Annotated in this window: 26 protein-coding genes and 1 other RNA gene; 23 read left to right on the top strand and 4 right to left on the bottom strand. The window is 40.5% G+C overall.

Annotation, left to right across the window (positions count from 1 at the left end):
• Positions 1 to 168 precede the first annotated feature (168 nt).
• The 3 genes from BPOF4_RS07985 to BPOF4_RS07995 are packed head-to-tail and all read left to right on the top strand — an operon-like array spanning position 169 to position 2,304.
• A complete protein-coding gene (locus BPOF4_RS07985; RefSeq protein WP_012958605.1) occupies positions 169 to 861 on the top strand; it encodes a DUF1538 domain-containing protein in 693 nt (230 codons plus the stop codon).
• Positions 858 to 1,592: a DUF1538 domain-containing protein gene (locus tag BPOF4_RS07990; protein ID WP_012958606.1), complete on the top strand. Its 735-nt coding sequence runs from the start codon at positions 858 to 860 to the stop codon at positions 1,590 to 1,592. The genes BPOF4_RS07985 and BPOF4_RS07990 overlap by 4 nt, the downstream gene beginning before the upstream one ends.
• On the top strand, positions 1,582 to 2,304 hold the full coding sequence (locus tag BPOF4_RS07995) for a P-II family nitrogen regulator (RefSeq protein WP_012958607.1): 723 nt from the start codon (positions 1,582 to 1,584) through the stop codon (positions 2,302 to 2,304). Before BPOF4_RS07990 ends, BPOF4_RS07995 begins: the two co-directional genes overlap by 11 nt.
• Before the next feature lie 79 nt (positions 2,305 to 2,383).
• Here the strand turns inward: BPOF4_RS07995 and BPOF4_RS08000 are convergent, their stop codons facing one another.
• Positions 2,384 to 2,830 (bottom strand): hypothetical protein, encoded by a 447-nt coding sequence (locus BPOF4_RS08000; RefSeq protein WP_012958608.1) that lies wholly within the window; start codon positions 2,828 to 2,830, stop codon positions 2,384 to 2,386.
• A gap of 275 nt (positions 2,831 to 3,105) precedes the next feature.
• Between BPOF4_RS08000 and BPOF4_RS08005 the strand changes: the two genes are divergently transcribed.
• The 11 genes from BPOF4_RS08005 to BPOF4_RS08045 all read left to right on the top strand — a co-directional run bounded on the left by BPOF4_RS08005 (position 3,106) and on the right by BPOF4_RS08045 (position 12,337).
• Positions 3,106 to 4,017, top strand: a complete 912-nt coding sequence (locus BPOF4_RS08005) for a ketopantoate reductase family protein (protein ID WP_012958609.1) — start codon at positions 3,106 to 3,108, stop codon at positions 4,015 to 4,017.
• Between the two features lie 108 nt (positions 4,018 to 4,125).
• Positions 4,126 to 6,432 carry a DEAD/DEAH box helicase gene (locus BPOF4_RS08010; protein ID WP_012958610.1) on the top strand — a complete coding sequence of 769 codons (2,307 nt, stop codon included), beginning with the start codon at positions 4,126 to 4,128 and terminating at the stop codon, positions 6,430 to 6,432.
• Positions 6,416 to 7,741, top strand: a complete 1,326-nt coding sequence (locus BPOF4_RS08015) for a ribonuclease H-like domain-containing protein (protein ID WP_012958611.1) — start codon at positions 6,416 to 6,418, stop codon at positions 7,739 to 7,741. Before BPOF4_RS08010 ends, BPOF4_RS08015 begins: the two co-directional genes overlap by 17 nt.
• Before the next feature lie 206 nt (positions 7,742 to 7,947).
• Complete coding sequence (locus tag BPOF4_RS22170; RefSeq protein WP_158305558.1) at positions 7,948 to 8,106, top strand: hypothetical protein; 159 nt, start codon at positions 7,948 to 7,950, stop codon at positions 8,104 to 8,106.
• A gap of 77 nt (positions 8,107 to 8,183) precedes the next feature.
• Positions 8,184 to 8,720 carry a spore coat protein gene (locus BPOF4_RS21615; RefSeq protein WP_012958613.1) on the top strand — a complete coding sequence of 179 codons (537 nt, stop codon included), beginning with the start codon at positions 8,184 to 8,186 and terminating at the stop codon, positions 8,718 to 8,720.
• A gap of 73 nt (positions 8,721 to 8,793) precedes the next feature.
• Positions 8,794 to 9,354, top strand: a complete 561-nt coding sequence (locus BPOF4_RS08025) for an SLOG family protein (protein WP_012958614.1) — start codon at positions 8,794 to 8,796, stop codon at positions 9,352 to 9,354.
• 103 nt (positions 9,355 to 9,457) lie between these two features.
• On the top strand, positions 9,458 to 9,769 hold the full coding sequence (gpsB, locus tag BPOF4_RS08030; protein ID WP_012958615.1) for a cell division regulator GpsB: 312 nt from the start codon (positions 9,458 to 9,460) through the stop codon (positions 9,767 to 9,769).
• A gap of 31 nt (positions 9,770 to 9,800) precedes the next feature.
• Positions 9,801 to 10,193 (top strand): reverse transcriptase-like protein, encoded by a 393-nt coding sequence (locus BPOF4_RS08035; RefSeq protein ID WP_012958616.1) that lies wholly within the window; start codon positions 9,801 to 9,803, stop codon positions 10,191 to 10,193.
• A gap of 65 nt (positions 10,194 to 10,258) precedes the next feature.
• Positions 10,259 to 10,647, top strand: an RNA gene (gene rnpB / locus BPOF4_RS21620) — RNase P RNA component class B.
• 144 nt (positions 10,648 to 10,791) lie between these two features.
• Positions 10,792 to 11,940: a THUMP domain-containing class I SAM-dependent RNA methyltransferase gene (locus BPOF4_RS08040; RefSeq protein ID WP_012958617.1), complete on the top strand. Its 1,149-nt coding sequence runs from the start codon at positions 10,792 to 10,794 to the stop codon at positions 11,938 to 11,940.
• A 142-nt stretch (positions 11,941 to 12,082) separates the two neighbouring features.
• A complete protein-coding gene (locus BPOF4_RS08045) occupies positions 12,083 to 12,337 on the top strand; it encodes a DUF2564 family protein (RefSeq protein WP_012958618.1) in 255 nt (84 codons plus the stop codon).
• Between the two features lie 19 nt (positions 12,338 to 12,356).
• On the opposite strand, the gene BPOF4_RS08050 is transcribed toward BPOF4_RS08045, so the two are convergent.
• Positions 12,357 to 12,683: an iron-sulfur cluster biosynthesis family protein gene (locus tag BPOF4_RS08050; RefSeq protein WP_012958619.1), complete on the bottom strand. Its 327-nt coding sequence runs from the start codon at positions 12,681 to 12,683 to the stop codon at positions 12,357 to 12,359.
• Between the two features lie 181 nt (positions 12,684 to 12,864).
• Between BPOF4_RS08050 and BPOF4_RS08055 the strand changes: the two genes are divergently transcribed.
• Together BPOF4_RS08055 and BPOF4_RS08060 are read left to right on the top strand one after the other, a co-directional pair.
• Positions 12,865 to 14,382 carry a carboxypeptidase M32 gene (locus BPOF4_RS08055; RefSeq protein ID WP_012958620.1) on the top strand — a complete coding sequence of 506 codons (1,518 nt, stop codon included), beginning with the start codon at positions 12,865 to 12,867 and terminating at the stop codon, positions 14,380 to 14,382.
• Positions 14,383 to 14,547: 165 nt separating this feature from the next.
• A complete protein-coding gene (locus BPOF4_RS08060; RefSeq protein ID WP_012958621.1) occupies positions 14,548 to 14,841 on the top strand; it encodes a hypothetical protein in 294 nt (97 codons plus the stop codon).
• An 87-nt stretch (positions 14,842 to 14,928) separates the two neighbouring features.
• On the opposite strand, the gene BPOF4_RS08065 is transcribed toward BPOF4_RS08060, so the two are convergent.
• Together BPOF4_RS08065 and BPOF4_RS08070 are read right to left on the bottom strand one after the other, a co-directional pair.
• Positions 14,929 to 15,609: a YwaF family protein gene (locus BPOF4_RS08065; protein WP_012958622.1), complete on the bottom strand. Its 681-nt coding sequence runs from the start codon at positions 15,607 to 15,609 to the stop codon at positions 14,929 to 14,931.
• A 109-nt stretch (positions 15,610 to 15,718) separates the two neighbouring features.
• A complete protein-coding gene (locus BPOF4_RS08070) occupies positions 15,719 to 16,807 on the bottom strand; it encodes a tyrosine-type recombinase/integrase (protein WP_012958623.1) in 1,089 nt (362 codons plus the stop codon).
• 183 nt (positions 16,808 to 16,990) lie between these two features.
• On the opposite strand from BPOF4_RS08070, the gene BPOF4_RS08075 reads away from it, so the two are divergent.
• The 7 genes from BPOF4_RS08075 to BPOF4_RS08105 all read left to right on the top strand — a co-directional run bounded on the left by BPOF4_RS08075 (position 16,991) and on the right by BPOF4_RS08105 (position 26,259).
• Positions 16,991 to 17,812: a 6-carboxyhexanoate--CoA ligase gene (locus BPOF4_RS08075; protein ID WP_012958624.1), complete on the top strand. Its 822-nt coding sequence runs from the start codon at positions 16,991 to 16,993 to the stop codon at positions 17,810 to 17,812.
• Positions 17,775 to 18,995: an 8-amino-7-oxononanoate synthase gene (bioF, locus tag BPOF4_RS08080; RefSeq protein WP_012958625.1), complete on the top strand. Its 1,221-nt coding sequence runs from the start codon at positions 17,775 to 17,777 to the stop codon at positions 18,993 to 18,995. Before BPOF4_RS08075 ends, bioF begins: the two co-directional genes overlap by 38 nt.
• On the top strand, positions 18,982 to 20,190 hold the full coding sequence (locus BPOF4_RS08085; protein ID WP_012958626.1) for a cytochrome P450: 1,209 nt from the start codon (positions 18,982 to 18,984) through the stop codon (positions 20,188 to 20,190). Before bioF ends, BPOF4_RS08085 begins: the two co-directional genes overlap by 14 nt.
• Positions 20,191 to 20,248: 58 nt before the next feature.
• Positions 20,249 to 21,208 (top strand): D-2-hydroxyacid dehydrogenase, encoded by a 960-nt coding sequence (locus BPOF4_RS08090; protein ID WP_012958627.1) that lies wholly within the window; start codon positions 20,249 to 20,251, stop codon positions 21,206 to 21,208.
• 133 nt (positions 21,209 to 21,341) lie between these two features.
• Positions 21,342 to 22,523 (top strand): acetyl-CoA C-acetyltransferase, encoded by a 1,182-nt coding sequence (locus BPOF4_RS08095; protein ID WP_012958628.1) that lies wholly within the window; start codon positions 21,342 to 21,344, stop codon positions 22,521 to 22,523.
• 109 nt (positions 22,524 to 22,632) lie between these two features.
• Entirely contained in the window at positions 22,633 to 24,336 is a 1,704-nt protein-coding gene (locus BPOF4_RS08100; RefSeq protein ID WP_012958629.1) for a sigma 54-interacting transcriptional regulator, read from the top strand.
• A 345-nt stretch (positions 24,337 to 24,681) separates the two neighbouring features.
• Complete coding sequence (locus BPOF4_RS08105) at positions 24,682 to 26,259, top strand: acyl CoA:acetate/3-ketoacid CoA transferase (RefSeq protein ID WP_012958630.1); 1,578 nt, start codon at positions 24,682 to 24,684, stop codon at positions 26,257 to 26,259.
• The last annotated feature ends 10 nt before the right edge of the window (positions 26,260 to 26,269 follow it).

Consider the following 26,269-nt stretch of genomic DNA (forward strand, 5'->3'; position numbering starts at 1 on the left):
CTTTATCATTATATAGCAAGCCGCATAGCTTGTCATATGTTTTTTGCTGGATTGAAAGAGGGAATTTACAGGTTTTGTCTCTTCTTTTAAAGGTAATAGGTACTCATGCAGATCAAATGTGATAAGCAGGGTACATATATCATGAGTCTATCCGAGGAGGAGTGTTAGATGGAGCAGTTTATGGAAACGGTCAAAGAAGTCGTCTTTGCTGTGCTTCCTATTACCTTAGTTATTGTCATTTTGCAGTTTACTCTTATATGGCTGCCGACTGAGGTTTTTATACAGTTTCTTATCGGCGTAGTGATGGTCAGTGTCGGTTTGATTCTTTTTTTAGTTGGAGTGCATGTAGGACTTCTTCCGGTAGGAGAAATGATCGGGTCCACTTTGCCTAAATCAAAAAAGATATGGCTGATTATTGCAGTCGGCTTTATTTTGGGGTTTGTCGTCACGGTGGCAGAACCTGATGTTCGTGTCCTTGCGCAGCAAATAGATAATGTCTCAGGAGGGGAGATCTCTCAGATGGTGCTGATTTCTTCGGTAGCCTTAGGGGTAGGCATATTTGTTGCTCTTGCTATGGCAAGAATTATTTTTAAGATTCGGTTGAAGTGGCTGTTATTAGGCGGATACAGTGTCGTTTTTCTCCTAGCAACGATAACCCCTAATACATTTATCCCCATCTCTTTTGATGCTGGCGGGGTGACTACAGGGCCAATGACGGTTCCATTCATCTTAGCCCTTGGAGTAGGTGTGGCCTCTGTTCTTAGAAGCAAGTCTTCATCAAGCGACAGTTTTGGTCTTGTTGCTCTGGCATCAATTGGTCCAATCATTTCGGTACAGATTTTAGGGGTGATTTACGGGTGAATATTACAATCTTTGAAGGCTTTACAGAGGTGTTGGTAGAAGTATTTTTCGCCCTATTGCCGCTGCTCGTATTCTTTTTAGTTTTTCAGTTTTTCTTTTTAAAACTTGAAAAAGAAAAGATCATAAATATTGGAAAGGGAATGGTTTTATCCTTTTTTGGTTTAGCCTTATTCTTGCAAGGGGTTCATGTTGGCTTTTTTCCTGCAGGAGAGTTGATGGGAGAAGTGCTTGGCGGCCTTTCTTACAACTGGATTTTAATTCCAATCGGGTTTGTTTTAGGGTTTGTAGCAACCTTTGCTGAACCTGCTGTACGAATTTTAAATGAGCAAGTAGAAAAGGTTTCAGGTGGCTATATTTCAGAACGTGTGATGCTCTACACCCTATCTATTGGTGTCGGTGTGTCAATTGCTTTATCGATGCTTAGAATTCTTGTAGGTTTCTCGTTATGGTACTACATCATTCCAGGCTATATCTTGGCCGTTATTTTATTGTTTTTATCAAGTAATACGTTCTCTGCCATTGCATTTGATTCAGGCGGAGTGGCAACTGGACCGATGACGGTTACGTTTATTTTAGCGATTGCGGTTGGGGTTGCGTCAGTTACAGAAGGCCGAGACCCGCTCATGGACGGCTTTGGGATGATCGCTTTAGTTGCCCTAGCCCCTATTCTGTCCGTTCTTATATTAGGAGTATTATTTGAGAGGCAGGGGAGGGAGTCGAATGAAACTTAGACGTGAGCACCAGCTATTTGTAAGCATTGTAAAGAAACATCAGGCAAAAAAACTGGTGTTGGCAGCGAAAAAAGCAGGAGCAGAAGGGGCAACGATCCTATATGCCAAAGGCAGCGGAATACGTGAGAAAAAAACGTTTTTAGGTATACCGGTTCACTATGAAAAAGAGGTCATTCTAACAATAGCGAAAAAAAATGTCATGGAGCAAATTATTTACCATGTAACGTTGGCAGGCAACCTGAATCAAAGCGGAAAGGGTATAGGCTTTGTTTTGGATTTAAAACAATTAACCGGGATTGCCCATTTATTAGAAGATCCAGCAGATGCAGAAGATACTTTAATAGAGGAGGATGAGGGTGTAATGCCAAAAGAAGACATTCCTTTTGATTTGATTGTAACAATTGTGAAAAAAGGAGATGCAGGTAAAGTTATTGACTCCTCATTAGAAGCTGGAGCAGAAGGGGGCACAGTACTCGGAGCCCGTGGTTCAGGTATACATGAAAAAGCATCATTTTTAAATATACCGATCGAACCAGAAAAGGAAGTGGTTCTGACGTTAATACACAGAAAGAAAACAAAAGAAGTACTTCATGCCATTGAATTAGGAGTTGGGCTTAATCAATCGGGTAAGGGGATCGCTTTTGTACTAGATGTTGACCGTGTTGTAGGAATTAACCATGTCATAGACGAATTGAAACAAATAGATGAATAAAAAGAGGAAACGATTTGATAGAAACGAGAGCAAAAAACCTGCTCTCGTTTCTTTTGTGGTGTTGTATATGATTGCTTTATTAATTTAGTTGAACCCCATTAATTAACAAATTCTTCAAAATTGCTTTCGTTTCATTAACTTTCGATTTATCCCCTTGCACTAGATATTCATGAAGCTCGGATAAGTAATAGTCAATTTCATGATATTGAACGACTTTCTTTGTCCTTACTTCTCGTTCTTTCAGCTCTTTGACCTGTTTCGTATAATCAATGACCCTGTCTAAAATATCAAGTACTTCAACTGAGAGAATGTCTACACTGATTAATTCCATATACCGTTTATGACGCACGAATGTTAATTTGTTTTTTAAGTCGGTATTATGAATGGTTAAAATCATCTTCCCGCGGTCAAATCCCCAAAAAACCCCATAACTACGTTCATTCACTTCTTGAACAATGTCATTTAATTGACTTTTCTTCACTTGGATAGATAAATTGTTAAACTGCTCTCTTGGAAATTGTGACATCTCTCTCACCTCGTTTAGCTAAAAGGTAATGTATAAGCTCAGGTCATATTACAACCATGATCCGCTCTTACCTGGCGGGTTGTTTTTCGAAATTAATTCATCTTATGCACGCGGAGGATAAATTATTAAAGGAATCTAAAAGCGATCTCAAGAACTATAGATAGATACGCAGATGAATGGTTGAAGAAAGGTTTATAGAAGAGATATAACTACTAAAATATTCTGACAAGTTGTATACTATTAGACAAGACTAGCTGAAGGAGTGAAGAGAGTTTATGAAATTTCTAGTTGTCGGTGCGGGTGCTGTCGGTGGTTATTTTGGAGGGCGACTGTTAGAAAAAGGGGAAGATGTGACCTTTTTAGTCCGCTACAAAAGGCAAGAGCAGCTCTTAGATCATGGATTAATGTTAGAAAGCGTGAACGGGAATTTTAAAACTCAGCCAAAAATGGTTGTGGAAGGTGAGGAAGGCGAGTTTGACGTCGTATTGATTGGAACTAAGGCCTATCATCTTGAGCAGGCAGTAGAGGCAGTTAAACCATTTGTACATAAGAACACAGTAATCATTCCGATGCTTAATGGAATTTCCCACGTAGATATGCTTAAAAAGGCGTTCAGCGAGGAGCAGGTAATCGGCGGCTTATGTTTTATTGAGTCTACGGTGACTGAAGACGGAATCATTAAGCAGACGAGCAGTGCTCATCATTTCACGTTTGGTGAATTAAACGGTGAATATACCGATCGGGTTAAACGCATTGAAGACGCCTTTGAAGGGGCAAATGCCAAGGTGAAAGTGAGTGATAACATCCTCCAAGAAATGTGGCATAAATACTTATTTATTACGACAATGTCAGGAGTCACAACACTTTACGGGCAGCCGGTAGGTCCGATTCGTGAGCTTAAAGAAGGCAGTGAGATCGTTAAGGGCTTATTTAATGAGATTGCAGCTATCATGCGAGCGGAAGGTGCACCTATTGCTGATGATATTGAGAGGGTTCAATATGAAAGATTTATGGAGATAGAAGGAGCGATGAAATCTTCCATGCAGCGTGATATGGAAAAGCATGCAGCGGTAGAAGCAGATCACCTTCAAGGTTACCTTCTAACAAAAGCTTGCCGCCATCAATTAGAAACACCTATCTTAAAGAACATTTATGTAAATTTAAAACTATATGAAAACGACCGTTAAATACAAGGCTGATCTTCTCTTTTGGGGATCAGCTTTTTTCGTTGATAAATGTAGAAAAACAAACAAACATTCGCTACAATGTAACTAACAGAAATCGAGGTGGACCGGATGTTTAAACAATCTTTGCAAGACCTATTACATGATTTAAAACATAGTGAGGAATTAAGGGAGCGAATTCGTCATTGGGAAGAAATTGAAGCTGTTGAGGCGGTAACAAAGCCTTTTCCTTCGTTTATAGATGAGAGGATTCAAATGTCTCTTCGTAAACGGGGAATCGGCGAGTTATATTCTCATCAGTATGAGGCGATCAACCTCGCACATCAAGGTGAGAATATTACAGCAGTCACACCAACTGCTTCAGGTAAAACACTTTGTTACAACATTCCTGTTTTGCAAGAAATCATCAACGATAATGAGAGTCGTGCACTTTATATCTTTCCAACGAAAGCATTAGCACAGGATCAGAAAAGTGAAATGAATGAACTGATTGAAGAGATGGGCGTGGATGTAAAATGCTTTACGTATGACGGGGATACAGCCCCAACCATTCGTCAGGCTGTGCGCAAGGCCGGTCATGTTGTCATTACAAACCCAGATATGCTTCATTCTGCTATTTTGCCTCACCATACAAAATGGGTCGCATTTTTTGAAAACTTAAAGTATGTCATTATTGATGAGCTGCATACATATCGCGGCGTCTTTGGAAGTCATGTAGCAAACGTCATTAGAAGACTTAAACGAATTGCTGCTTATTATGGATGCTACCCTACCTTTATTTGTACCTCAGCAACGATTGCCAATCCAAAAGAGCTTGCTGAAGAACTTACAGGTGTACCGATGCGGTTAGTGGATAAGAACGGAGCACCTAGGGGTAAGAAGCATTTTATTTTTTATAACCCTCCGATTGTAAACGAAGCGTTAAATATTAGAAAAAGTGCTACAGCAGAAGTGAATGATTTAGCTGCGAAGTTTTTGAAAAATAAGATCCAAACCATCGTATTCGCTAAGAGCCGTGTCCGAGTTGAGATTATTTTAAGCCATTTACAAGAGCTCATAAAAAAGAACCTAGGGCCAGATACCATTAGAGGCTACCGCGGCGGCTATCTTCCTAAGCAGCGTCGTGAAATAGAGCGTGGACTTCGCCAAGGAAATATCATTGGAGTTGTCAGTACGAATGCCTTAGAGCTTGGCGTGGATATAGGCCAGCTTCAGGTGTGTATTATGACCGGATATCCCGGCTCAATTGCGAGTGCTTGGCAGCAAGCAGGCAGAGCAGGCCGGAGACAAAATGAATCGGTGATTATCATGGTGGCAGGTTCAACCCCTATAGATCAATATGTGATTCAACACCCGGATTACTTTTTTGAGCGTTCACCCGAATCGGCCAGAATTAACCCTGATAATTTAGTGATTTTAGTTGATCACTTAAAGTGTGCCTCATACGAACTTCCATTTAAAAAAGGAGAGACGTTTGACGGAGTGGAGGTTGAGGAAGTATTAGAATTTCTTACTGAAGAGCAGGTTCTTCACCACCGTGCAGATAAATGGTATTGGATGAACGATGCCTTTCCTGCCCATGGGATAAGCCTGCGTTCTGCCTCACAAGAAAATGTCATCATTATAGACCAGTCAGATGTTGCACATCCGACAGTCATCGGAGAAATGGACCGCTTTAGTGCCATGACTCTATTACATGATGAGGCCATTTACCTTCATCAAGGAATCCAGTATCAAGTGGAGTATTTAGATTGGGATGAAAAGAAAGCATTCGTCCGAGAAGTAGCGGTTGAATACTTTACAGATGCCAATCTTGCGGTGCAGTTAAAAGTTCTCGAAGAAGATGAAAAGAAGAGAAAAGAGTATGCAGAGGTATCTTTTGGAGATGTAATGGTGAATGCAAAAGCGACTATCTTCAAAAAGATTAAACTTTCAACCTTTGAAAATATTGGCTCTGGTCCGATTCATCTTCCTGAAGAAGAGCTCCATACAAATGCGATGTGGTTAAGTTTTTCTAACGAGTTAGTCGAAGAATACAGTGAAGGTGCTTTTGATCAGGCTTTAATTGGTCTTGCGCACCTGTTTCAACATGTCGCGCCGGTATTTGTCATGTGTGATCGCAGCGATTTACATGTTATTCCACAGATGAAGGCTGATCATTCAGAGGCTCCGACTATATTTATATATGACCGTTACCCTGGGGGGATTGGACTTTCAAAGGAAGTCTATAAAAATATTGATGTTATTTTAGAACAAGTGGTCGACCTTGTAAGGTCATGTTCATGTGAAAATGGCTGTCCTGCATGTGTCGGAGCCGAGGGCGAAGCTGGAACAAATGTAAAATCAACGGTACTAAGACTTGTTTCCATCCTGCGGCAGCTAAAGGTGAGGGGGAATTTTGATGGCATTAAAAAGTAAATTGGGTCGTCTTAAAAAACATATGAAAATCGAGCCTGAGCGTCCTTCCTCTTTTGAACAAGCTGATCAGGATTGTAATGAGCATCCTAGCAAAACAGAAGACATGCATAAAGAGATTCCTTTTTTGAACAAGTGGACTGATCAGCAAACTGAGCCTAAATGGTTTGAAGAGCATTATACGATGGTTAGAGAAGTCCGTTATCCTATCGATACAAAACACGGACATTATCTCTTTGCCGAGCTTTCGTCCATCATTGATCAATGGCAATCCTATGACGCCGCACACCCTTTATCTTCTCATCCGCTCTCTGCAAAAGGAAAACGGATGGATGAACTGTTATTTTTTGATACAGAGACAACGGGACTTTCAAGCGGGGCAGGCAATCGGATCTTTCTGCTTGGTTTTGGACAAGTAACCGATAAAGAAGTCATTATTAAGCAATATTTTCTCCCAGGACCAGAAGCAGAAGTGAGTTTTTATCATCATTTCTTAACAGATGTAAGCAACATGAAAAATCTAGTTACGTATAATGGAAAAGCTTTTGATTGGCCGCAAGTGAAAACACGCCATACGTTTGTCAGAGATCAGGTTCCTAAATTGCCGAAATTCGGGCATTATGATCTGCTACATGCGTCAAGACGTCTTTGGAAAGAGATTCTGCCCTCTTGTAAACTTTCAGTCGTAGAAAATGAGATCCTTGGGTTTATTAGAGTAGAAGATACTCCTGGATACCTGGCTCCAATGCTTTATTTTGACTTTTTACAAGAGCAGGATCCAGATTTTGTAACAGGCATTATTAAGCATCACGAATGGGATATGCTTTCGCTGATTACACTCTACATTCATCTCTCCAAAAGTCTATTTAAAGCTGAGAAAAAGGAAGAATCGCTGCACACAATTGAAAAACATGAGATCGCCCGTTGGTTTGACTATATCGGTGAAAAAGAAAAGGCGCTAGAATTATATGAAGACATCATATCAAGCGATAGACCTGCTGAGAAAGACATATTATTCAAAACGATGCATCAAGCAGCAAAACTTTTGAAACAGAATAAAGACTTTGAAAGTGCAAAATCGTATTTCTATCGGCTCCTAGAACATCAAGCATATGCCATTGATAGTGCAATTGAGCTCTCAAAGATCCTAGAGCATAAGGACAAAAATATTAACAAAGCATTCGAACTTGCTGAAAATGGGTATGAGCATTTCCACGCTACGCTACATCAACGAACGACTAAGGAAAATAAGCGGTTAGAGGCAGAGCTGTTAAAGCGCATTGAACGTCTGCAAAAGAAATTAGTAATCTAAACTGCACATTTCCTGGGCAAGCGCATAAACTCTTATCAATCAACAAAATGTGACAAAAATGTGAACCTAGTCATTTTTTCTTATTTCTTCAGAAAAATCAATTGTCAGACTATCTAAAAGGAAGTAAAATATGTACTGGAATTGAAATGTACTGCATTTGAATATGGTAGTTCTGGATTTGATTTGAAGAAAAGAGTGATAAAAGAATGAGTAAGGCGTTGTTAATTTTATTTTTTCTAATGATTGGTGTAACAGTGTTTGTAATGAGTGAGATTCGTGATGAGACATCAAGTTCTCTCTATAGTGCGGAGTTAATCAGCACCAGCCCAATCACGCCCAATGTCGAGATAAGTGCGTATAATTAGGTGAAACAACTAGTACACCTGCATACGTTTTTACATAGGTTAATATTGACTCACCATTAAAAGGAGGAAGTTAACCTATGAAAAAACATTATAATCATTGTCAGCCGACTTGCACGAAAGTGATGCCTGCGGTTGTACACCCGACAAAGTGTAATATGACTCAAAAGACTTGTGAATATATCGTACCGGAAATTCACCCAAGTCATACAACGCATGTGACTAACCATGTATATAAGCATGTTCACAGCTTCCCGCACACAGATTCTTTCCAAGAGACGATCTCTAACCAGCAGTTCGTTGCAAATGGTCCCGGACCGCAAGTAGCAGGTGCAATGATGCCGCCTCGTCCGCCAATGGGAACACAAGGTTTTGGCCCAATGGCCGGAGCGAACATGGGGCCGATGGCCGGAGCGAACATGGGGCCAATGGCCGGAGCGAACATGGGGCCAATGGCCGGAGCGAACATGGGGCCAATGGCCGGAGCAAACATGGCACCAATGGCCGGAGCAAACATGGGTCCGCAAGCAGGAGCAAATATGGCTCCAATGGGTTTTGGGCCAATGAGCGGCGGGAAAGGTAAAGGAAACGGAAATTGCGGTTGTAGCTACCGTTAATCTTCACATGTTATAGTAGGGTCTAAGCCATCTTTTGGCTTGGCCCTTATTTCTTTGGTAAGAGGTGAAAACGGTGAAAGTATTGGCTGTATCCGGTTATAAAGGACATGAACTCGGCATTTTTGATCAAAAGCATCAAGGTATTACATATATAAAAAAAGCATTAGAACAAAAACTTCGTTCGTATATAGATGAAGGGCTAGAATGGGTGGTGATCAGCGGCCAGCTTGGTGTTGAGCTTTGGGCTGCTGAAGTAGTTTTAGCATTGAAGAGCGAGTTTTCGGACTTGAAGTTATCGGTGTTGACCCCATTTTATAATCAAGAAGAACGATGGAGTGAAGAAACTCAAAACTACTATAAAAACATTGTAAATCAAGCGGATTTTGTTGACAGTATTACGAAACGGCCTTATGATAATCCCGCGCAGCTTCGCTTGAAAAATGAGTTTATTATAGAAAAATCGGATGCCCTCTTATTATTAGTAGATGAAGAAAAGCCAGGTTCACCTATGTATTATTTAGAGCCAGCTAAACAAAAAGCATTAACTACTCATTATCCAATCCACTATATTACTCCCATGGATCTTGATTTTCTTATTCAAGATGAACAAATGAATAACGCAGATTATTGGTAGGGAGATGGATGAGTGCAATAATTCAAATTGACAAGATAGAGAACTTTTGAAAAAATAGAAAGAAATAACCTAAGTTGGTTTATAAGTGTAGGGGTGATTTGTGATGAATAATCCAGAGGTTCGACTGTCAGCTAAAGAGATTTTAGATAAAGAATTTAAAACGAGTATGCGCGGCTACAATCCTGATGAGGTAGACAAGTTTCTTGATTCAGTTATACAAGATTATGAAGCGTTTCAAAAGAAAGTAGCAGCTCTTGAACAAGAGAATCAAAAATTGCGCCGTGAGATGAAACAGCTTCAGGAAAGACCGCAGCGTCAAACGGCAGCTCCGACTGCAGGAAGTACGAACTATGATATTCTGCAGCGCCTTTCAAACCTAGAGAAAAAAGTATTCGGCAGCAAGCTGTACGAATAGAAAGTAGTAACTAGAATAAGGGGAGAGGTCATTGATTGACGTCTATATTGATGGTGCAAGTGCAGGGGATCCTGGTCCATCGGGGGCAGGAATCTTTATAAATTACAAAGACGGCAGTGTCGGACACTATTCAATTCCTCTTGGCCATATGTCAAATCATGAAGCGGAATATGAGGCATTGCTGCACGCCCTTAAAATTTGCAAAGAGAAAGGGTTTAAGCAAGTATCTTTTCGTACTGATTCACAGTTGATTGATCAAGCCGTTGAGAAGCGTTATGTTAAAAATAAGCGCTATAATCAGTATTTAGAAGAAGCGCTTGTCTATATTGATGAATTTGATTTATTTTTTATGAAATGGGTACCAAGTAAACAAAATAAAGATGCAGATCAATTAGCAAGAAGAGCAATTCAACAAGCAAAGTAAAATTTACCATTGATTTCATTCAACATAAAACGTATAATTAGATTTGTCGCTTATGACGGAATTAACTGTTCAGGTGATCGCTGCACGTTTACGTGTAGAGGAAAGTCCATGCTCGCACTGGCTGAGATGCCAGTAGTGTTCGTGCCTAGCCAATTCATAAGCTAGGGTAGTCTGGCATTATGCTGGGCTAACGGCAGGTGACGCACCTAAGTCTTTAGATATGGTGTGATAGCCTTGAAAGTGCCACAGTGACGGAGTCCATGTGGAAACATATGGAGTGGAACGAGGTAAACCCCGCGAGCGAGAAACCCAAAATATGGTAGGGGCATTTTCTGAACCGGAAATGAACGGGTCAGATGAACAAGATCGTAGGTCTTGTAGATAGATGGTTACCACCGGAGTACGAGGTTCATCACCGCTTGTAGTACTAAGGTACAGAACATGGCTTATCGAACAGTTAATAGATGACTTGAATAAGCGCGTTGAGAAATCCCCTCTACAGGGGTTTTTTTCATTTACATAAGTTTTTCAGGTATTTGTCAGCTTGATCATAAATTGTTTATAATAAGGTAACTGTATACATAAGGAGATACGTACAATGAGTAAAGTAACATTAATTGCGACAGCAACGATGGGTCTTGAAGCACTTGTTGCTAGAGAAGTGAAAGACCTCGGTTATACTGATGTGAAAGTAGAAAATGGAAGAGTAGAATTTACCGCCGATATCTCTGCGATTCCACGTGCTAATTTATGGCTGCGTACAGCAGATCGTGTGAAATTAAAAGTCGGTGAATTTAAGGCGTTCACTTTTGATGAGCTGTTTGAAAAAACAAAGGCATTGCCATGGGCAGATCTTATTCCTGTTCATGCAGAATTCCCTGTTATCGGGAAATCTGTGAAATCAAAATTATTTAGTGTATCTGATTGTCAGGCTATTGTTAAAAAAGCAGTCGTTGAAAGTATGAAAAAAAGATACAAGCGCGGCTGGTTTGATGAGGACGGTCCATTTTACCGAATCGAAGTGGCGTTATTAAAAGATGTCGTGACTTTAACGATCGACACGAGCGGCACTGGTCTTCACAAAAGAGGCTATCGTTACTTGCACAACCAAGCACCTCTTAAAGAGACATTAGCAGCAGCTATGGTTATGTTAACGACATGGAGACCTGATCGTCCTTTTGCTGATCCTTTTTGCGGGTCCGGAACGCTTCCGATTGAGGCCGCTATGATTGGTCAAAATATTGCACCAGGCTTTAACCGTGATTTTGTTTCAGAAGATTGGCATTGGATCGGTAAAGAGATATGGAATACGGCTAGACAAGAGGTAGAAGATTCAGCTAATTATGATCAGCCGTTAGATATTATGGGATCAGATATCGACCATCGCAGTGTGGAGTTAGCCCAAAATAATGCGATGGAAGCAGGTTTTGGTGAGTTGATTTCATTTAAGCAGATGCAAGTGAGCGATTTCCGTCATAGGGGAGAATACGGGATTTTAGTAGGTAACCCTCCATACGGTGAGCGTTTAGGAGAGCGGGCAGAAGTGGAAGAGATGTACCGTGGAATGGGGAAAGCTTTCGAGCTTTTAGATACATGGTCTGTTTACATGCTTACGTCCCATGAAGAGTTTGAAACGTTTTATGGTAAAAAGGCAAATAAAAAACGGAAGCTTTATAACGGGAATATTAAAACGGATTATTATCAATTTTTTGGGCCTCGTCCACCTCGTAAGGAAGAAACAAACTAATCAACGAAGTAAAGCTGTTCATAATGAGCAGCTTTTTAAAAAAAATATTTACTATAATATTATTATGTAAACAACTAATAACTCAATGAATATTTAATCCCAAAATGGTGCATAGTATGTAAGGAGAACATCGAAACGAGGGATGAGAATGAGTGAGCCGTATAATGAGTTAAAGCAAGTAGAAATGGCGATTAAGTCTGCACAGCGTATGGTCGGTCAAGCGACAATGAGTATGGACCCTGATCAGCTTCAAGCAGCAACCGATGCTGTAAATCAAGCGAAAGAACAATACAAAAAAGCGGCTTCCCATCAAACAGGCGTAGACGCTGCTTTCTTTGAATTTTCAGAAGAGCTGCTTGAGAAGGCAGATACACAATTAAATGAAGCAAAAAAATAACCGAGCTCCATTGAGCCGGTTATTTTTTTATTTGTTCGTCTTCTAAATCTGGATGATCGGTCTGCTCGAATTTAGGACTGTAAAAATCGAGGTATCCAAAATCTTCATTGTAATCGATTGTCATGCCGTCCAAATACCAAAAATCGTCTTCATTGACAAAAAAGGTGACTCCGTTTTTGTTTAAGGTGTAAGATGTTTTTTGTGGTGAATCTTTAATGACCCCAACTGAGAAGCCGCCTGAACCAACTCCACCGACTCGAACAAACAAACGAAGAGTATCTCCTTTTTGTAAAGGAATCTCATTTATATAAAAAGTGCTTGCGCTGTCTGTTAATTTCAAATCCATTTAATGTACCCCCTTCAATCCTTTCCACAATATCATAAAATTCGACAAGTTCCTAGAAAAAACGTTGCTAAGAAGCAGGAAATTTGATTCGGATGACGAATTAATGAAAGGAACAAATTTTGAAATTTAAACTTACATAATTAAATGTAAAAGACTTACATAATTGAAAGGTGGATAAAAGATGAGTGAACGTATCAAAAAAGTAGAACGAGATTTTTTAGCATATACCAAAAAGATGGAGGATTACGGACAGGCTTTATCTCTCCTAGCTTGGGATGCTAGAACAGGTGCTCCGAAAAAAGGAATTCAGCAGCGTTCAGAAGTGATCGGCACGCTGTCATCAGAGTTGTTTCAATTATCAACATCAGAGGAGATGGCAAGCTTCTTAGGTGAATTACGGGAAGAGGGTGCAAAAGAGCATCTATCAGAAATTACTCTTAAAAGTGTAGAGCAGTGTCATAAAGAATTTGAGCGGAACTTAAAAATCCCAAAAGATGAGTATAAGGAATATGTAATGCTTCAATCGCAGTCAGAATCAATCTGGGAGGAAGCTAAGGATAAAGCTGATTTTGAGATGTTCAAACCGAACTTAGAGAAGCTTGTAGAGTTTAAGAAGCGTTTTGTCGGTTACTTAGGACATAACGGCAACCCATACAATACATTATTAGATGATTATGAACCAGGTGTATTTGTTGATACGATCGATAAAGTGTTTGGCGAGCTTCGCGATCAGCTGATTCCTCTTGTCAAAGGAGTCACTGAATCAAGCCATCAGCCAAAGACAGACTTTTTATTTAAAAGCTTTCCTCGTGAAGCTCAACAAGCGTTAAGTAAAGATATTTTAAAGGAAATCGGATATGACTTTGGGGCAGGACGTTTAGATGAAACGGTTCACCCGTTTGCTATAGGTATCAATCCGAATGATGTACGTGTGACAACAAAATATAATGAATCTGATTTCCGCGTCGCATTATTTGGCACGATTCACGAGGGCGGTCATGCGCTGTATGAACAAAATATTTCGCAAGATTTGATCGGTACACCTCTTTGTGACGGCACGTCGATGGGAATTCATGAATCACAGTCATTGTTCTGGGAAAAGTTTGTCGGAAAGAACTTCGGCTTCTGGGAGCGCAATTATGACTTGCTGAAAAAGCATTCATCAGGCCAGTTTGATGATGTGCCGCTTGAAGATTTCTACTTTGCCGTTAATCAATCTAAGCGATCATTAATCCGCATAGAAAGTGACGAGCTGACTTATTGCCTGCACATTATTCTTCGTTATGAGCTTGAGAAAGCATTAATGCAGGGGGATATTGAAGTGCGTGATCTGCCTGGTCTGTGGAATGAGAAGATGGAAGAGTATTTAGGGATCAGACCGAGTCATGATGGTGAAGGAGTGCTTCAGGATGTGCATTGGTCATTTGGTGCATTCGGATACTTCCCATCATATGCATTAGGATATATTTATTCAGCACAATTAAAAGAAGCGTTAGTGAGTGATCTTCCTCAATTTGATGAGCTGATCCGTACAGGAGAGTATGCACCGATTCAGAGCTGGATGACTGAGAATGTCCATCAGTTTGGAAAAATGAAAAAGCCAGCCGATATTATTAAAGATACAACAGGCGGCGGCATTGACTCCAAACCGCTTGTTCGCTACTTAGAAGAAAAATATCGTCGCTTGTATAAATTTTAAGCAAGAGAGCTGCAGGAATGCAGCTCTCTTTATTTACTTAAATATATATAATTTCACTTACCGTATTAAATGATGATATATAGGACAGGTAACTAAACAAAGAACAACCAAATTGAATAGAATATAGCAAGTTATCCTATACTTGTGCTAGAGGTGATCATGTAGATGGATATTGTGATTTTCGAACCGAGAAAAGAGCCATTTAAAACAAAAATAAACAATAAACAAGAGATTGAACAAATACTTGGCGGTCCATACAGTGAGTTTATATACAAATCAAATGGAGAAGAGTATGCAGCTTTTTGTCATAAAGAAGGCTGGAGAAAGCATCGAGATGAAGTGGCAGCCGTATATGGAACCGTTATTCTTGCAGCAGGAAGCAGCCGACTAGAAGATGAGGATAAACATTTTTTATTTAACAATGGGATGGATATTGAGAAGTGGGAAATCGCTCATTAAAAATTAGAGAGGTTACTATATTTATATAGGTTGTTATATTCAAAAAGGGTGAGGGCAATCTGAGGTAGATACAGAACAAGGAGCTGACTAATCAGCTCCTTGTTTTTGGTGAGAAGATTTTTTAACTAAGAGAAAAGGTACATATAACAGTCCATACATAAAGAGAGCAATGAACTCAAGCTGAAAAATATACCATGGGTAAGGACCGAGGAAATCAAGAATGCTTGGTCCTTCTGGTTTGTGAGCTAAAAACATATAATTTGCACCAGTTAGAACGTTAATAAAAAAGACGAGAAGTGCAATTACATTTAAGGCAGCAAATGATTTTAAAGCTGATTTCCAAGTGATTCGGTATTTTTCAACCCAGACCATGTAGAGAATGGCTAGAATAATCGCGGTATGAGCGATGAAAAAATGAAAAAAACGATAATGAGGAAACGTATAAAATAAATCTGGTGTAATAATGGCCTGCAGCGCGCCAGCTAGCCCAAAGAAATAGACGATTTCAAATATAAATGACTGACGCGTAATCAGCATATAAATACAAATAAATAAACTGATCGTACAAAGTTGTGCAGGCAGATGAAATCTCACATCCCAAATTCCGGATAGGACTGTCCAGGCGAGAAAACTCACTTCTGATAAAATCAGCAAACTTATCAGTGCATACCTGCCGAATGATTGCATGTACGGTTTATGGCGGTGTAGATAGAGCAGAACCAATAGAATAAGTAAGATACCAATAGAAAGCAGATGGGCTGTTGACAAAAAAAGAGGGGCCTCTGCATACTGCCCTGGAGCAAAAATTGTATCTATAAAACATCACCTCAAGTATTAGGTTGTTCGCTTTAGTTTACTATAAGTAAATAATGTTTATTTATGAAATTGAGAGTCTTGTGATCGCTTCTTTTCTAGCATCGTCTTGAACATGGGCATAAACTTGTGTAGTGGCAACCGATTCGTGGCCGAGAAGACTTTGAACGGTTAAGACATCGACTCCTTTTGCCACAAGTGCTGTAGCAAAGCTGTGGCGTAGTTTATGCGCAGTGATCGTTTTATGTTGGAGAGACGGTGCATATTGTTTTGCTCGGTGTAATTGACGCTGAATCATCTTTTGCAATGCGCTGACTGTTACCTGCTTCGTATATTCTTGGCTTTGAAAATCGTACCCAATAAACAGGTGGTCTTCACTTTGCTTAGGTCGCGATTTAATTGGCAGGGAGTCAAGATAGTAAGTTAATACGTCAATTGTTTCATAGGAGAGCGGAATGCTGCGCTCTTTATTTCCTTTCCCTTGTACTTTAAGAATGTTCTCTTCTTTATCAAAATCCTTCATCTTTACATTGGCTAACTCCGAAATTCGTAAGCCTGAACTAATTAATAAATAAATAACGGCATAATCACGCGCTAATAGTTTTTCTGCATACTTTTTTTGTCTGAATGATAGACTGCTAGTGTCTTTAACTGCTTTTAACAATAACTGAGCTTCGTTGATTGTCAAGAAAACAGGATCTCGCTTCCCGACCTTTGGACGCTCGACACCAAGAACTGGATTCGTCGTCGTTTCACCTTTTTTAACAAGGTAATCAAATAACGATTGCAAGGCAGAGATTTTTCGGTTAATCGTTCTCGGTTCATTTTCTACCTCAAGAGAGAGATAGGTAATGTAGTGTTCAATCGCTGCTTTTTCAATTTGTAAGAAATCTTTTAATGTGACAGCTGCTGGCTGGAAAGAGGGATCTTCTGAGACTCTTTTTACATAATGGAAAAAATAATGATAATCATAAATATATCTTTGGATCGTCTGCTTAGAATAACCGAGTGATACACGGCTTATGAGATATTGCTGGATAAATAGAGGAAGCTGATCTATTTTTCTATATTGCTGTTTAATTGCCTCTGGCAGGAAATCTGTTTTTAAATCAGTCTTTTTATGTAAATCATTTAATTTTGCAAAGAATGACACAGTATTCACCTCATTAGTAGTTTAACGTAAAATATACGTTCTGTGAAATGTTGATTTCATGGAACGTAGATAATTAGTTTGGAAGATACTTCTAAGAGTAATTGACAATCACCTGAATAAATTGTTAACTTAATATATAAATAGGTTAACAAAAAGATCGAGACCTGGATTGAAGGTGATAAAATGCAACATGAGCATATATATTTCAGCGTCAGAATGAGAGCAGCACAAGGTGGATCTCATGAACAAGGAGGCAAGCATATCTCAGGCGGGGAAAAGATTGTTCCGTATCATGACCTCTCATCATGTATGGCAGAATTAGCTGAAAAAGGCCTGAATCATTCGCGTGGCAAGCCTGACTTTATGAACATTCAATTTGAACAAATCGAAGAAGCGGTTAAATATGTGTCACCCTTGCCTGTTGGTACCCATGTTGTATCTTCAGTAGCTGACGGGCAAGCGACTGCTCGCTCATTACTAACTGAAGCTGGGATTAAGCCTCAGGTAATTGAAGAAGCCTATTATGTGTTATCAGAGCTAACTGAATTACGAGGGGCTCTTTTCATTGATGCTGCTACTGGTCAAAGGTTGGATGACCCTATAAAAAATGGAGTCAGAGTAACAAGGATGGATTGGCCTTTGGATGACTTTAGCTGCTGGTTAAACGAACACCAACTGTCGCCTAATATACGAATGAAAGAAGCTTTGGCCTTAGCAACAAAAGTCACTCAACACCCTGCAACCATTGCTGAATTATGCTGGTCAGATGATCCTGATTATATTACTGGATATGTGGCGAGTCAGAAGTTTGGGTATCAGCGAATATCTCAGCTAAAAGAATTGGGCGAAGAGAAAGGCTGCCGTATTTTTTTTGTGGATCAAACGAAAATGAAAAACTTGGATGCCTATATAAATTATTTAACGACACAGCCAGTGCTGATTCGTTGGAAGCAGGAGGTGATGGCTGATGAGTCTCGATCAATGGCTGGCCGAGCGGCTGAGTAATACAAAGGACGCAGGTTTATACCGGACCCTACGTAAAATGGAACAAGCACCGGGTCGCACGAATATCATTGATGGACGAAAGCAGCTTGTTTTTTCATCTAATAATTATTTAGGGCTAGCAGCAGACTTGAGAGTTGTAGAGGCTGCAAAGCTGGCGATAGAAGGGTTCGGTACAGGCAGTTCTGGTTCTAGATTAACGACTGGCAATGCATCGTGGCATGAAAAATTGGAAGGGAAACTCGCCTCTTTTAAGCAAACAGAGGCAGCATTATTATTTTCAAGCGGTTACTTAGCGAATATTGGTGTTCTATCATCTATCCCTCAAGAAGGGGATATTATTTTAAGTGACGAGTTAAATCATGCAAGTCTGATCGATGGCTGCAGATTATCAAAAGCAGATAAAAAGATCTACCCTCATCTACATATGGAAATGCTCGAAACTCTATTAAAAGAGAGTATGCATTACAATCATCGATTTATTGTAACAGACGGCGTGTTTAGTATGGATGGAACGATTGCTCCTCTTGATAAGATCAGGCAACTGGCTGATACGTATGATGCTTATCTCGTTGTGGATGATGCTCATGGAACAGGTGTAACCGGAGAGACAGGCATAGGAACATGTGAACGTTTTGGGGTTGCCTGTGATGTAATCATTGGCACATTAAGCAAGGCTGTCGGATGTGAAGGAGGCTTTGCAGCTGGTTCGCGAACCCTTATTGATTTTCTCAGAAATCATGCGCGAAGCTTTATCTTTCAAACGTCGATCCCCCAATCGAGCTGTGCTGCGGCTTACACGGCATTAGCAATCATTGAATCTGATAAAAGCCGTTTGCAACAATTAAAGAAGCTTTCAAATCACATTCGCAAAGAATTAGTAGAAATGGACTTTTATATCCGCGGGGAAGAAACGCCTATCATCCCTGTCATCATAGGGGATACCCACAAAGCTACTCAATTCGCAGAAAAGCTCCAAGCAAAAGGCATATTCGCACCAGCCATACGACCTCCTACTGTAGCGGAAGGGGAAGCACGAATCCGTGTGACAGTGACTGCTGATCATACAGAAGAAGATATTAACTACTTGCTGCATAGTTTCTATTTAATAGGAAGAGAAATGTGTATCATCCAAGATGCAAAGATAGGATCATCTAAAGGAGAGGGTCATGATGAATACCGTTAGCCAAACGAAAGCAAAACAGATTCGTCTTAAAAGAGATGACTTATTTAAAGATCCGTATGGCTTGTATAAACGATTACGCGAGAGAGGTCCGATTTATAAAGGAAGTATACTGAAGCAGCCCGGATGGTTTGTAACAGGATACAAAGAAACAGCCTACATCCTAAAAGATTCATCTTTTTTTACTCGCATTCCTTTACCTGAAGCGACAGAAAAATACAGCCACCTAAAACAAATTCAAAGCAAGATGATGCTTTATATGAACAAGGAAGATCACCGCAAGCTGCGGCTTCTTGTGAACAAAGGGTTCACACCCAAGCAAATAGCGGGATTCAGACCTTTAATAGAAGAGGTCGTTGATTCTCTTTTAGACGAACTTATTGTAAAAGAAGAATTTGATGTTGTATCTGAATTCGCCTTTCCGCTTACGAGCTTGGTCATTGCGACCATTTTAGGCGTGCCGGAAGAAGACCGAGACCGATTTAGAGCCTGGGCAGCTTTATTACTTCAATCAATAGATTTTTCACGTTCTCATAAAACATTAGAAGCAAGTGATCAATTGGCAGAAGAGCTGAGCGAGTACTTCTCCTCATTAATCGCCCAAAAAAGAGCGGAGCCGGGCGACGATCTTATTAGTATGCTGATTAAAGAAAATGATTGTACGGAAAATGAATTAATCTCTACATTTATATTGCTTGTCATTGCTGGTCACGAAACAACAGTCAATTTAATTAGCAACACCATTTACACCTTTCTAAAGCACCCTGAACAATGGAAGATGTTAAATGAAAACCCTACTTTGGCTGGCTCTGCAATTGAAGAAGTACTAAGGTTCGAAAGTCCAACACAGCTAACGGCCAGAGTGGCGATGAAGGATACAGAAGTGGCAGGCAAACACATCACATGCGGAGAGCAGCTATATCTTATGCTCGGGGCAGCGAACCGAGATCCTGATGTATTTGATGAGCCTGATGAATTCCTCATTACAAGAAAAAAGGTTCCGCATCTCTCTTTTGGATTAGGTGCTCATTTTTGTCTAGGTTCCACACTTGCCAGGTTAGAAGCACAGATTGCCCTCTCTCGGTTTAGTAAACGTGTTCACACGTACAACCAAACAAAGACTGAAATCAAGTGGCGGCCGCTGACAGGATTTCGGGCCCTTGAAAAACTAAGAATCACAGTACAAACGTCTAATTAGTTCTCTTTGTCTATTGATTAGCTAAATGGTAGAATCAAAGACAATGGAGGGGATTAAGATGAGTAATTATGATCTGAATATTTCAACAATTTTAATAATTAGCCCTATGTATGATGAATTAAAAAGATTGATAGAAAAAGAGAATCTAGAGCAGAGCTTTCGATTTAAACCTGAAGCTGAAGTTGCTGACGAAGATTTAGATTGGGCAGATGCCATCGCTTGCTTTAACACCAAAACTGATTATAACTACAGTAAAGTGAAATGGGTTCATTCACTTGGAGCTGGTGTCGATCGTTTCTTACATAATAAAACCTGGGACCCGCAAGTATTACTGACAAGAACGATTTGTTCGTTTGGCCAAAGAATCGCAGAATATACGCTTAGCTATGTATTACAAGACATGCAGCGCCATCATTTATTTCAAAAGGATGGCAGGGAGAAACGATGGAAGCCGCGCACACCTGGTTTATTAAAAAATGCAAAAGCAGTTATCTACGGTACAGGTGAAATTGGACAAGTAACAGCGAAGGTGCTCTCACAGTTTGGCATGGATGTGTACGGGGTTTCACGAAGCGGCAGGGAAAAAGACTTTTTCAAAAAAGTATTCACTATCGATCAACAAGAACATACAGGTCAAAGCGAATGGAAGGATGCAGATTACATCATTAACACCCTGCCACTTACCGTTGAGACGGAAGCTCTATTCAATGACCGATTCTTCTCACAATTTACAGAAGCCGGCTTTATCAATGTTGGGCGCGGGGCCTCGGTAGACGAAGAAGCACTTATTGAAGCATTAGATGAGGATAGGCTGCGTTTTGCCGTCCTTGATGTATTTAAAGAAGAACCGCTTCCTTCCGGGCACCCTTTTTGGGAGCATCCTAACATTACGGTTACTCCTCATATCTCTGCTGTGACAACGGCTGATGAGGCTGTAGCTTGTTTTATTGATACGTTACGTAACATAGAACGAAACGAGAAGCTTGTTAATCAAGTGGATATTGAAAAAGGATATTAATAGCAGCTTTAATATATTGGCATAAAAATTGCATTAAAAATAAGGGCAGGATTCGTTGTCGTATTGTCGAATGAATCTATGAAAAAAGAAAGTGTTAATATAGCGTTTCACAACATGAAGGAGGACAAGAGTTATGAGAGAAGTAGTAATCGTAAGTGCTGCGCGTACGCCGGTCGGAACATTTGGAGGGGCATTATCAAGTGTGCCTGCAGTCGATCTAGGTGCCGTTGCGGCAAAGGAAGCAATTAAGCGTGCAAATATCCAGCCGGAGGACATTGATGAAGTACTAATTGGTAACATTTTATCAGCTGGTCTTGGGCAGAACGTTGCTCGTCAAGTAGCAATCTATGCTGGTCTTCCGGAAACAACACCAGCCCTAGCAATTAATAAATTATGTGGATCTGGTCTTCGTACCGTTAGTATGGGAGCACAGTTTATCGCTTTAGGCGATGCTGATGTGATCTTGGCTGGCGGTGTAGAAAACATGAGCCAAGCGCCTTACGTAATGCCAAACGCTCGTTGGGGCCAGCGTATGGGTGATGGCAAATTAGTTGATACGATGATCTACGATGCTTTAACTGATAAATTTAATAACATTCACATGGGAGTTACAGCAGAAAATATTGCTGAGAGATGGGAACTTACACGTGAGATGCAAGATGAATTCGCACTTCGCAGTCAAAATCGTGCTGAAAAAGCACAAAAAGAAGGCGTATTTGCAGAAGAGATCGTCCCTGTACCTGTACCGCAGCGTAAGGGCGAGCCAGTAATGGTCGATACAGATGAGCATCCTAAACACGGCTTAACTCTTGAAAAGCTTGCTAAGCTGCGTCCTGCATTCAAAAAAGACGGCACCGTAACAGCTGGTAATGCATCTGGTATCAACGATGGTGCTGCAATGGTAGTACTAATGGCTAAAGAAAAAGCAGAAGAGCTAGGCATTGAGCCATTAGCAACGATTAAATCTTACGGTAACGCGGCTCTTGATCCAAAGATCATGGGTTATGGTCCAGTACCTGCAACGAAAAAAGCATTAGCTAAAGCTGGTCTTTCAGTTGAAGATCTTGACCTTGTAGAAGCAAACGAAGCATTTGCCGCACAATCACTTGCAGTAGTTAAAGACTTAGGTCTTGATCCTGAGAAAGTGAACGTAAACGGCGGTGCGATTGCTTTAGGTCACCCGGTAGGAGCTTCAGGTACACGCGTACTTGTGAGCCTTCTGCACGAAATGAAGCGCCGCGATGCTAAGCGCGGTCTTGCAACGCTATGTATCGGCGGCGGACAAGGAACAGCATTAATTGTAGAACGTCCATAATTGATCTGCCATAAAGAGAGCCCATCATGGAGCTCTCTTTTTTGTGCTATACTATTGGGTATGATGCTAGATCTTACATGATTGTTAGTAAGGGATGAGGGATTGCTTTATGAACATGAAAGATTTTGTAGGTGCGATTGAGAGATCTTATGAGCAGATGGAAGCTATTATTCGCTCTCTTCCATTTGGTACGATTCTCACTGATTTAGATCAAACAATTCTCTTTCATAATGAAACGGTACAAAAAATATTTAAACGTCCTGCCGACAGAATCAATGGCGAAGTGTTAACGACGTACGTCGACCCGAATTTATTAGACGGAATAGCGGAAGGAACCAATATTCATATTGATTTTCGTGGTCACACATTTGTATTGAGAAAAGAACATACGACAATTAATGATCAGCTTTACTACGTCTACTTATTTTCCTCCGTTAAAGGATTAGAAGAAATTCTTTCAGCTAGCAGTGAAAAAACCGAGCTGTTAGAAACAGTTATGGAGTTTGCGTTTGACGGCGTGGTTATGGTTGATAAAGATGGTTACATCACAATGCTGAGCAAGGAATATGCTGAGTTTCTTAATGTGCGGGTTGAAGATGTGATCGGTAAACATGCAACCGATGTCATTGAAAATACACGGATGCATATCGTTGCAAAAACGGGAAAGCCTGAAGTAGCTGACTTGCAGCGAATTAAAGGTGATTACATGATTGCAACCCGTGTACCGATCATAAAAAACGGTGAAATTACAGGTGCTGTGGGACGTGTGTTGTTTCAAAATGTAGGCGGTTTTAATTCTTTATATAAACGAGTCAAGCTGATGGAGACTGAGCTGAAGAAATATAAAGGTGAATTTCGCGAACAAAATAAGGCTACCTATACGTTTCATCATATAGTAGGCGATAGTGATTCGATTATAAAGGCGAAGCACCAAGCGGAACGAGCCGCGAATAGTGACTCGAATGTTCTGCTGCTCGGGGAGAGCGGTACAGGAAAAGAGCTCTTTGCCCATGCGATTCATAATGCCGGAAGTCGAGCGCCTGGGTCATTTGTAAAAGTAAACTGCGCTGCGATCCCCCCTGACCTTCTTGAATCTGAATTATTCGGGTATGAAGAAGGATCCTTCACTGGTGCGAAAAAAGGCGGAAAGAAAGGGAAGTTTGAAGCAGCCGATGGAGGAACGATTTTCTTAGATGAAATAGGTGAGCTTCCGCTTCATATGCAAGTGAAGTTTTTAAGAGTGCTTCAAGAAAAAGAAGTAGAGCGAGTCGGATCAACGACGAGCAAACCGATTGATGTGCGTGTAATCGCGGCGACCAATCGAAATTTAGAAGAAATGGTGGATAAAGGTGAATTTAGATTAGATTTATTTTACCGGCTGAATGTAGTTGCGATCCACATCCCTCCTCTTAGAGATAGAGAAAAGGATCTCGGACAATTATGCCTCCACTTCATTGAAAAATTAAATCCGATTATGAAGAAGAAAGTAGATGGCATCTCAAAAGATGCGCAGCGCCTTCTTCATCAATATAAATGGCCCGGAAATATTCGGGAGCTTGAAAATGTGATTGAGAGAGCATTAAATATGTTAGACAATGGAACGGTTATTAAGTCAGAGCATCTTCCGGCAAAGCTGACAGATACGCCTAGTAATCATTCGGTTGAATCGTTGGCTGTTTCGATTGAGAAGGCAGAAAAAACAGCCCTTATGAATGCTTTAAAACAAACAAAAGGCAACCGCTCAAAAGCTGCCTCCCTTCTTGGAATAAGCCGGTCTACCTTTTATGAAAAGTTAACGAAATATCAACTATAGACTGCACCTTGGAAATATTCCAAGGTGTTTTTTTATTATTATACTGAGAAAATGTAACCTGTATTTACCAAGTGTTCGGATAACAAGACACTATAAAGCGTTTTCAGAAAAGATGTCCGGAAAACAATACGTTGATATTGGAGGTGTGTTCGGAAAATCAGACAAAAAGGGCAATAGTGACTGCTTTACTGAACACTTGCTTCACTCCATCTTTATGTAAGCCTTATCATTCCGTCTTTTTTTATAAAAATAAAAGTTGGCACACCTCTTGCATATACAACTTGCGTACTTTTCTTTATGTAAGGTAGAGAAAGCGTATTCATAGATGTTGTAGGAGGGAAAGGTATGATTAATAAGGTAAAAACTGCAGAAGAAGCCGTTCAAATGATTAAAGACGGTTCAACGGTTGCAACAGGAGGGTTCGTTGGGAATGGACACCCTGAAGCACTCACTTCTGCTCTTGAAGAGCGTTTCGTTAAAGAGCAAAAGCCTCAAGACTTAACGTTAATGTATGCAGCAGGACAAGGTGACGGGAAAGAAAAAGGATTGAATCACCTTGGACATGAAAAGCTTGTATCTCGTGTCGTGGGAGGACATTGGGGACTTGCACCGAAACTGCAAAAGCTGGCAATTGATAACAAAATTAAAGCGTATAATTTTCCGCAAGGAGTTATTTCACATTTATTCCGTGATATTGCAGCAGGCAAGCCTGGTACGTTAACACATGTCGGTCTAAAGACATTTGTTGACCCGAGAAATCAAGGCGGTAAATTAAATGAAAGTACAACAGAAGATCTTGTTTCTCTTATGGACGTTGGCGGAGAAGAATATTTATTCTACAAAACCATTCCAGTTCATGTTGCGCTGATCCGCGGATCTTTTGCGGATGAGGCAGGAAACTTAACGCTTCATAAAGAAGCCGGAACACTTGAAATTCTATCCATGGCACAAGCGGCGAAAAACTCAGGCGGCATTGTCATTGCACAAGTTGAAAAAGTGGTCGCAAAAGGCAGCCTGGACCCACGTCTTGTTAAAGTGCCTGGTATTTTAGTAGACGCTGTTGTTGTAGCTGATGCTGAGCATCATATGCAAACTTTTGCTGAGCAGTACAATCCGTCATACTGCGGAGAAATTAAAGCAGTGAATCGTGACCTTCCTAAGTTGAAACTAGATGAGCGTAAAGTAATCGCACGTCGTTCTGCAATGGAACTTGAGCCTTATGCTGTAACAAATCTTGGAATCGGCATGCCTGAAGGTGTTTCCATGGTAGCAAATGAAGAAGGAGTCGATCATCTGATTAATCTAACGGTTGAATCAGGTCCAATCGGCGGAATTCCAGCTGGCGGAATGAGCTTTGGGGCTTCTATAAATCCAGAATGTATCGTTGATCAGCCTTATCAATTTGATTTCTACGATGGCGGCGGACTCGATGTTGCATTCCTTGGTCTAGCACAACTAGATGGCAGCGGAAACGTGAACGTTAGTAAGTTCGGGCCGAAAATTGCTGGAGCAGGTGGATTTATTAATATTACCCAAAATGCAAAACGTGTGGTATTCTGCGGCACATTCACAGCAGGCGGCTTAAAGGTAGACGTGAATGATGGCAAGCTTTCCATCAATAATGAAGGCAAAATCAAGAAATTCTTAGCTGATGTTGAGCACATCACATTCAGCGGAGAGTATGCAAATGAAACGGGCCAAACCGTCCTCTATATTACAGAACGTGCGGTATTTGAACTTGGAGAAAATGGTGTCGTCTTAACTGAGATTGCACCAGGTGTTGATCTACAGCGTGACATTTTAGATCAAATGGACTTTAAACCAATCGTATCTGAAAATCTTAAAACAATGGATGAACGTATTTTCCGTGATGAGAAGATGGGTCTTGAACTCACAAACGGAAAAGCTGTTCTTTCTAATTAAGTCTACTAAG

Source organism: Alkalihalophilus pseudofirmus OF4 (assembly GCF_000005825.2).
Lineage (GTDB): Bacteria > Bacillota > Bacilli > Bacillales > Bacillaceae_D > Alkalihalophilus > Alkalihalophilus pseudofirmus.